This window comes from Ornithinimicrobium sp. (assembly GCF_051004135.1).
Taxonomy (GTDB): domain Bacteria; phylum Actinomycetota; class Actinomycetes; order Actinomycetales; family Dermatophilaceae; genus Ornithinicoccus.
In genome coordinates this window covers 1-8,236 of record NZ_JBPCKQ010000051.1, presented here as the reverse complement: position 1 = coordinate 8,236, position 8,236 = coordinate 1, and the positions used below count along the sequence as shown (strand labels likewise).

At 71.8% G+C, this 8,236-nt stretch carries 7 protein-coding genes and 1 pseudogene; 2 read left to right on the top strand and 6 right to left on the bottom strand.

Features of this window, described 5'->3' with window-relative positions; all coding sequences use genetic code 11:
• Positions 1–447: pseudogene (locus ACR2FV_RS02515) on the top strand (hypothetical protein); the annotation flags it as partial.
• Positions 444–1,619 carry an FUSC family protein gene (locus ACR2FV_RS02510; RefSeq protein ID WP_434014143.1) on the top strand — a complete coding sequence of 392 codons (1,176 nt, stop codon included), beginning with the start codon at positions 444–446 and terminating at the stop codon, positions 1,617–1,619. The pseudogene ACR2FV_RS02515 and the gene ACR2FV_RS02510, both read left to right, overlap by 4 nt.
• 72 nt (positions 1,620–1,691) lie before the next feature.
• On the opposite strand, the gene ACR2FV_RS02505 is transcribed toward ACR2FV_RS02510, so the two are convergent.
• The 6 genes from ACR2FV_RS02505 to ACR2FV_RS02480 all read right to left on the bottom strand — a co-directional run.
• Positions 1,692–2,159 (bottom strand): PH domain-containing protein, encoded by a 468-nt coding sequence (locus ACR2FV_RS02505; RefSeq protein ID WP_434014142.1) that lies wholly within the window; start codon positions 2,157–2,159, stop codon positions 1,692–1,694.
• Between the two features lie 166 nt (positions 2,160–2,325).
• Positions 2,326–2,991: a ribulose-phosphate 3-epimerase gene (gene rpe / locus ACR2FV_RS02500; RefSeq protein ID WP_434014144.1), complete on the bottom strand. Its 666-nt coding sequence runs from the start codon at positions 2,989–2,991 to the stop codon at positions 2,326–2,328.
• Between the two features lie 111 nt (positions 2,992–3,102).
• A complete protein-coding gene (locus ACR2FV_RS02495) occupies positions 3,103–4,557 on the bottom strand; it encodes an RsmB/NOP family class I SAM-dependent RNA methyltransferase (protein ID WP_434014141.1) in 1,455 nt (484 codons plus the stop codon).
• Entirely contained in the window at positions 4,541–5,509 is a 969-nt protein-coding gene (gene fmt, locus ACR2FV_RS02490; protein WP_434014140.1) for a methionyl-tRNA formyltransferase, read from the bottom strand. The genes ACR2FV_RS02495 and fmt overlap by 17 nt, the downstream gene beginning before the upstream one ends.
• A 41-nt stretch (positions 5,510–5,550) precedes the next feature.
• Positions 5,551–7,326, bottom strand: a complete 1,776-nt coding sequence (locus ACR2FV_RS02485; RefSeq protein WP_434014139.1) for an ABC transporter ATP-binding protein — start codon at positions 7,324–7,326, stop codon at positions 5,551–5,553.
• A partial coding sequence (locus ACR2FV_RS02480; protein ID WP_434014138.1) for an ABC transporter permease occupies positions 7,326–8,236 on the bottom strand: 911 nt, incomplete at its 5' end. The genes ACR2FV_RS02485 and ACR2FV_RS02480, both read right to left, overlap by 1 nt.

Below are 8,236 nucleotides of genomic sequence, written 5' to 3'. Positions count from 1 at the left end.
TTACGTGGGTTCGCGGCATTGGATGTCCGTATGGACGACGGGTGTGTCTGCGGGCAGGTTTTGACCCACCCGCCCTCCACACTGCACCGGCAGGTGCTGACCCCCCTACGCTTGGGCGGGGCCGCCTCCTACCGCCGCTGGGACTGGGCCCGCGGGAGCTACGCGAGACACCCGGTGCGCGTGCCCCCCGCTGAGGTCGTCGTGGTGGAGGGGGTCGGTGCGATCCAGGCCGACCGTGCTGCCTACGACCTCACGGTCTGGCTCAGCGCCCCCACCCCGGTCCGCCGCGCCCGTGCCCTGTCGCGGGACGGCGAGATGTTCGCGCCGCACTGGGACACCTGGGCCGCGCAGGAGGACGAGCTGTTCGGCTCCGCGGCGGACGGTATGCCGCCGTGGCCCGTCGACGTGCATCTGTCCGTCACGGAGCCGGACGCGGTGACGCCGTGACCGACGGGGGCGCCACCCGGCTCACCCGCGGACGGGAGGTTCTGCGCCGACGGCTGTCGCTCTCGGGTCTGCAGGGGCGACTGACCCGGCTCCGCGCGCGTCTCCCGATGATTCTGCAGGCCGCTATCGGCGCTGCCCTGGCCTGGCTCGTGGCCACCACACTGTTGAATCACCCGCTGCCGTTCTTCGCACCCGTCACCGCGATGGTGTGCCTGGGACTGACCTACGACAACCGAGTGCGCCGGGTGGTCGAGCTGACCGTGGGGGTCGCGATCGGGGTCTTCATCGGTGACGTCTTCGTCCACTTCTTCGGCAGCGGTGTCTGGCAGATCGCAGCGGTGACGGTGCTCGCCATGTCGCTCGCGGTGCTGGCCGGCGCGGGACAGCTGCTGATGCTGCAGGCCGGCATCCAGGGAGTCATCGTGGCCACCCTGGTCGCCCAGGACGGTGCGTCCTTCGGTCGCTGGCTGGACGCCTTGGCAGGCGGGCTGGTCGCCCTGGCCATCGCCATGCTCGCCCCGGGTCGCTCGACGGTCAAGCGACCGCGTGAGCGGGCGTTCCTGGTCGTCTCGCACCTGGCCGACATCCTCGGCAACACGGCGGAGGCACTGCGCCAGCACGACGCCGAGCGCGCCGCTGCAGCCATGCAGACGGCGCGCGGCCTGCAGCCCGAGCTCGACGACCTGCGCGAGGCGGCCTCGGAGGGCCTGGCTGTGGCTACCCTCGCACCGCTGCGGCGCCGGCACCGCTCCGGGCTGCTGGCCATCGGCGCCGTGATCGGGCCGCTGGATCTGGCCATCCGAGACGCCAGGGTGCTGGTCTACCGGGCCGAGGTCGCCCTGTCTGTCGGCGAGTCGGTGCCGGAGGCGTATGTCGACCTGGTGGACGAGCTGGCGATGGCCGCCCAGCACATCGGCGACGAGCTGCAGGCTGGACGGACCGCGCAGGAGGCGCGCGAGGACCTGGTGGTGCTGGCGCGGCACTCCACCTGGGGCACCCGCGGCGCGAGCCTGTCCGCCGAGGTGATCCGAGCGCAGGTGCGCTCGACCGTCGTCAACCTGCTCGTGCTGACCGGCATGACGCGGGAGCAGGCCCGGGCCCGGGTGCCGCATACCCGGGACGACCTGGATCCCGGCCCCCAGCGGGCGCAGGACCAAGGCAGCGAAGGCTGAGCCGCAACCGGGCACCAGCGGAGCCGCACCTGCAAGGCGGGCCCGGCCAAGCCTGCGGCGCTGAGCCGCCGGTCAGTGCCGCTGCGGTGGTCCGCCCGAGCCGTGGTGGGCGACCAGCGCCGAGAGCCGGGACGCCTCCTGCGCGGCAAGGTCACCGTCTGCGCGCTGGATGGCCATGACGGCGACCTCCTCGGTGTCGCTGAGCTCCAACGTCACCCAGGGGGCGCCGTCGGCGAAGCCGACCTGCACGATCTCCTCCCACTGCAGGTCTCGGGTGTGCACGAGGTTGACCACGCGCAGCCCCGAGGGGCTCGGAACGGCCCGGAGCACGGCATACCGCCACAGCACCGCGGCGACCAGCAGCCCGAACAGGACGGTCAGCACGCGGTCGGAGGTCGCGAAGCCGGCACCGCCCCCACCGGGTACGACCACGGCCACGACGGCGAAGACGACGACGCAGGCCAGCGCGCTGACCCGGGCAACGGCCGCGCCACGGCGCGGCCGGAACATCGCGTAAGCGTCCGGAGAGGTGGTCGGCACGAGATCAAGGCTACGTCCGCGTGTCCACAGCCGGTGGGGCGGCCAGGGCACCGCACGTCCGCCCCTGGGCCAGCCAGGGCTCCGCGCCCCCGCCGAACGGCAGGATGTGCACCGGCTCCTCCCGCAGCGTGCGGTGCGGGTGCTGCCGCGCGATGACGGGTCGATCTCATTCCTGTCCGTGGGTGTGCCGCCCGGCCAGCTCGCGCAGCGTCTGCACGGCCGCCGCGGCGTCCTGCGCCCCGTAGACGGCCGACCCGGCCACGAAGACGTCGGCACCCGCCTGCGCGCACTGCCCGATCGTGTCCTGGGAGATGCCACCGTCGACCTGGATCCAGATCTGCCCGCCACGGGCGGCCACCGCCTCGCGCACCTGGGTGATCTTGGGCAGCTGGTCGGTCATGAAGGACTGCCCGCCGAAGCCGGGCTCCACCGTCATCACCAACACCATGTCCACCTCGTCCAGGAGGTCGGCATACGGCTCGAAGGGCGTGCCGGGCTTCAGCGCGATCGAGGCCCGGGCACCCGCCGCACGGATGGCCCGGGCCGTGGCCACCGGGTCGGTGGCCGCTTCCACGTGGAAGGTCACCGACGAGGCGCCGGCCTCGGCGTAGTCGGGCGCCCACCGGTCGGCGTCCTCGATCATCAGGTGCGCATCGAGCGGCACCGGGCTGATCTGCGCGAGTCTCTCGAGCACGGGCAGGCCCAGGGTCAGGTTGGGCACGAAGTGCCCGTCCATCACGTCGATGTGAGCCCAGTCGGCCTCCGCGATGCGAGCGAGCTCGCGCTCAAGGTTGGCGAAGTCGGCGGCCAGGATGCTGGGGCTGATCTGCAGGCTCACAGCGTCCGAGCCTAGCGGCGGAAGCCCTCCGATGCTTCCCGCGCACCCCCACCGGCCCGATCGTGCACGTGCACACTCCAGCCGGACGATGCCGCGGCCGTGGCCTCAGGTCTTGCGCAGCAGCGCCAGATACATGCCGTCGGTGCCGTGCAGGTGCGGCCACAGCTGAGCGCCGGGTCCATCACCGGTCTGCGCCATCACGGCGCCGGCCCGGTCCGTGACCAGCGCACGGACGTCCTCGATCTGCGCACCCGGTGTGTGCTTGAGCACGTCGGAGACCACGAGCCGGGTCTCCGCGAGGTGCGGGGAGCAGGTGGCGTAGGCGACCACCCCACCGGGCCGCACGGCACCCAGGGCCGAGACCAGCAGGTCGCGCTGCAGCGGCCCCAGCTCGGTGAGGTCCGAGGGCATGCGGCGCCAGCGCGCCTCCGGCCGGCGACGCAGGGCACCCAAGCCCGTGCACGGGGCATCCACCAGCACCCGGTCGAAACAGTCGGCCGCCTCCCGCCCCATCATGCGGCCGTCCCGCACAGCCACCTCCACCTCGGCACCGGCGGCCACCGCCGCGCGCAACGTCTGCCGGACCAGCTCGGCGCGATGCGGGCTGACCTCGGTGGCCAGCAGCCGAGCACCCCGTTGGGCTGCGGTGGCGGCGAGCAGGCCGGTCTTGCCCCCCGGCCCCGCGCACAGGTCGAGCCATCGCCCGCGGTCACCGTCCACGGCCGCACCCAACAGGGCGTGGGTGACCAGCTGGGAGCCCGCGTCCTGCACCGCGGCCCGACCGTCGCGGACGGCCTGCAAAGATCCGGGGTCGCCGCCGTCGAGGGTCCAAGCCGTCGCGGCCGCAGGAGTGGGCGTGGCCCCGGCTGTCTCCAGCTCGCCCTCGGCACCCAGGCCGGGCCGCGCGACCAGAGTGAGCGGGCCGGGGGCGTTGTGCGCCTGGAGCAGGGCGCTCAGGTCGCCGCTCGCTCGCTCCGGGGTGCTGACACCGTGCCCGATCAGCGCCGCGCGCAGCGCTCGGACGATCCACACCGGGTGGGAGTGCTCGACCGCCAGCCGCTCGAGCGGATCCTCGATCGACGTGGTGACCTCCTGCACCCACTGCTCGCGGGACCGCTCGCCGACCCGGCGCAGCACCGCGTTGACGAACCCGCCCGACCCCTGGCTGATCCGTCCCCGCGCCAGTGCCACCGTGGCGCTGACGGCGGCGTGGTCGGGCACCCGCATCGCGAGCAGCTGATGCGCTCCGAGCCGAAGCACGTCGAGGACGGGAGCGTCGATCCGCTCCACCGGGCGCTGGGCCGCCTGGACGATCACGGCGTCGTAGAGCCCCTGCATCCGCAACGCGCCGTAGGTCAGCTCGGTGGCGAACGCCGCGTCCCGCCCGCGCAACCGGGCCCCGCGCAGCAGCCGGGGCAGCTCGAGATTGGCGTAGGCGCCCTGCTCAACGGCCCGCAGGGCCTGGTATGCCGTGTCGCGGGCCGGGTCGCCACGTCCCGGTCGTTGCGACGGTGCAGTCCGGGATCGGGGCCGGCGTTCCCGCTCAGCCACTGAGCTCACCCCCCAGGCTCTCCTCGGGCTCCAGGCGCGCGCCGCGTGCCCAGGCCACGGCGTCCATGACCGGTTTGCCCAGTGGTTGCACCTGCCCGAGGCGCACGTCGCCCTGCCCCGTAGCGACGACGACGGACCGCTCGACCATCCGGATGCGGCCGGAGGCGGCCCGCTGCCCAGCCGAATCTCCCGGCGCGGTGCCCGGCGCCGGCTCGGGGCTGACCGGGAGCACCTTGAGCCGGTTGCCGCGAAACGTCGTCCAGGCGCCCGGCGCAGGCGTGCACCCGCGGATGTGCCGGTCCACGGCATACCCGGGACGGGTCCAGTCGATGCGGGCGTCGGCGGTGCTCAGCTTGGGCGCGTGGCTGACGCCCTGCGCCGGCTGCGGGACGGGCTGCGCACTGCCCTGCTCCATCGCATCGAGCGTGGCCACGAGCAGCTCGGCCCCCGCGGTGGACAGTCTCTCGAGCAGGTCACCGGCGGTGTCGGTGGGCCGGATCGGCTCGGTGAGCGTGCCCAGCACCGGCCCGGTGTCCAGGCCCTCCTGAAGCAGGAACGTCGTGGCTCCGGTGGCCTCGTCGCCGGCCATCAGGGCGTGTTGCACGGGGGCGGCCCCGCGCCAGGCGGGCAGCAACGAGAAGTGCAGGTTGACCCATCCGTGCGTCGGCACCCTCAGCAGCGGGGCTGGGATCAGGCCACCATAGGCCACGACCGGGCAGACATCCGGCCGACAGTCCTGCAGGGTGGCGACCAACGCCGGGTCCCGGGTGCTTGCCGGGGTGAGCACCGGGACGTCGGCCTCCTGCGCGACGACCCGGACCGGGGAGGGCACCGGCCGGCGACTGCGGCCCTGCGGGGCGTCGGGGCGGGTGAGCACGGCCACGACCTCGTGGTCGGACCGCAGCAGGGCCCGCAGGGTCGGGACGGCTGCGGCCGGGGTGCCGGCGAAGACGAGACGCACAGCGTCACCGTATGCCGAGCAGGTGGCGTGACGCAGCCGGATCAAGGAGCCGAGGACTCCTGGTGCTTGATGGCGTCCTCGTGGCCCAGTGTCTTGAGCTCGACGACCTCGTCGCCCAGCGAGCGGAGCAGCTCGTGCCGCTTGTCCCGTCGGCGTCGTTGGTCGGCCGGGTCTGGCACCGGCGCTGCGGCGATCAGCCGTTGGGTGTACTCCTCCTGCGGGTTGTGCAGGATGGTCTCCCGCGCCCCGGCCTCGACCACGCTGCCGTTCTGCAGGACGACGACATGGTGGGCGAGCAGGTCGATCACCGACAGGTCGTGGCTGATGAACAGGCACGCGAACTTGTAGTGCTCCTGCAGCTCGGAGAAGATCTTCAGCACCCGGGCCTGCACCGACACGTCGAGCGCGGAGGTGGGCTCGTCGGCCACCAGCAGCTCGGGGTCCAGGGTCAGCGCGCGCGCGACGCAGATGCGCTGTCGCTGGCCCCCGGAGACCTCGTGCGGATAGCGGTTGTAGACCTCGCGCGGCAGCTGCACGGCATCGAGCAGCTCGTAGACCTTGTCCTGACGGGACTGCTTGTCGCCGACCTTGTGCACCTGCAGCGGCTCGGCGATGCAGTCGCCGATGGGCAGCCGGGGGTTGAGTGAGGCGGCGGGGTCCTGGAAGATCACGCCGATCCGCTTGCGCAGGGCCTTGAGCTCCTTGCGGTCCAGCGAGGGCAGGTCCTCGCCGAGCAGCCGGAAGTCTCCCGAGGCCGCCGGGATCAGGCCAAGCGCACAGCGCCCGATCGTGGACTTGCCCGACCCGGACTCGCCGACCAAGCCGACGATCTCACCCTCGCGCACCTGGAAGCTCACGTCGTCGACCGCACGGAACGGCGGCTTGCCGAGGCGTTGGTACTCGATAACCAGGTTCTTCAGGTCGATCGCGAGCTCGGCGTCCGGCTCGACGGTCTCCTTGACCGAGATGCCCATCTGGCCGCGCCCGGCCCCGAGCCGCGGGACCGAGCCCAGCAGCATCTTGGTGTACTCGTGCTGCGGGTCGGTCAGCACGTCCTGGGCGCTTCCCGTCTCGACCAGCTCACCCTTGAACATCACCGCGACCCGGTCGGCCATGTCGGCCACGACCCCCATGTTGTGGGTGATCAGCAGGATGCCGGTGTTGAGCTTGTCCTTCAGCGAACGCAGCAGGTCAAGGATGTCGGCCTGCACCGTGACGTCCAGGGCCGTCGTCGGCTCGTCGGCGACGATGACCCGCGGGTCACAGCTGATGGCGATGGCGATGACGACCCGCTGACGCTGCCCGCCGGAGAGCTCGTGCGGGTACTGCTTGACCCGGCGCTCCGGCTCGGGGATGCCGACCATGTCCAGCAGGTCGATGGCCCGCTTCTCGGCGTCCTTGCCGACGGCGAGCCCGTGCAGCTCCATCGACTCGGTCACCTGGGTGCCGACGGTCAGCACCGGGTTGAGCGCGGTCATCGGCTCCTGAAAGATCATCGCGATGTCGTTGCCGCGCAGCTTGCGCATCTGACGCTCGGACACCTGCCCGACCTCCGTGCCGTTGACCACGACCTGGCCGCTGACGCCGGCGTTCTTGGGCAGCAGCCGCAACGCGGTCATCGAGGTGACCGACTTGCCCGAGCCGGACTCCCCGACCACGGCGACCACCTCCCCCGGCTTGACGTCGATGGTCACGCCCTTGACGGCGTGCACCGAGCCGAACTCGGTCTTGAACCGGACGTCGACGTCGGTGAAGGAGAGCACGGCACCCTTGTCGTCCGTGGTGACCGTGGGGATCTCGGTGGCGGCAGTGGACATCAGTCGGCGCTCCTGTTCTGTCGCGGGTCGAAGGCGTCGCGCAGCCCGTCACCGAGGAAGTTGACCGAGAACGCGATGGCCAGGATGAACATCCCGGGCCACCAGAACAGCCACGGCCGGGTCAGGAAGGCGTTCTGGTAGGTGCTGATCAGCTGGCCCAGCGAGCTGTCGGGTGGCTGGATGCCGTAGCCGAGGAAGCTCAACGCACTCTCCAGCAGGATCGCGGCGGCGATGGTCAGGGTGGCGCTGACAATGATGGTGCCGATGGTGTTGGGCAGGATGTGCCGCAGGATGATCCGCCCGCTCGAGGTGCCGATCGCCTCGGCGGCGGTGACGAACTCCCGCTCACGCAGCGAGAGCACCTCTCCCCGCACCAGCCGGGCCAAGCCCGTCCAGATCAGGATGCTCAGGGCGATCGAGATCGCCCAGATCCCCCCACCGGCGATCTTGGCCACGACCGCGGCCAGAATCAGCAGCGGGATGACGATGAACAGGTCGGTCAGCCGCATCAGGATCGCCTCGACCCAACCGCGGTAGAAGCCGGCCACGGCCCCGACGACGGTGCCGATGAGCGTGCTCAGGATGCCGACGGCGAAGGCGACCAGGAGGGAGGCCTGCGCGCCCTTCATGGTGAGCGCGAAGTAGTCCTTGCCGGTGGTCTCCTGACCGAACGGGCTCTCCCCGATGCCGGGCGGGAACAGGCTCAGGGTCGGGCGTCCACCGTCGACCGTCGTCCCGCCGAACAGGTAGGATTTGCCCCACCATCCGGGGATGGGACCGACACCGATCGAGGTGTAGGCCAGCACGGCCACAAACACGAGCACGAACAGCGAGACCATGGCCCCCTTGTGCCGGAAGAAGCGGCGCCGCACCAGCTGGCCCTGGGAGTAGGACTTCTCGGTGAAGTCGA

Excerpts from the sequence above, each read along its gene's own strand:
- ACR2FV_RS02485 (WP_434014139.1), bottom strand. The coding sequence starts at position 7,326 with ATGTCCACTGCCGCCACCGAGATCCCCACGGTCACCACGGACGACAAG.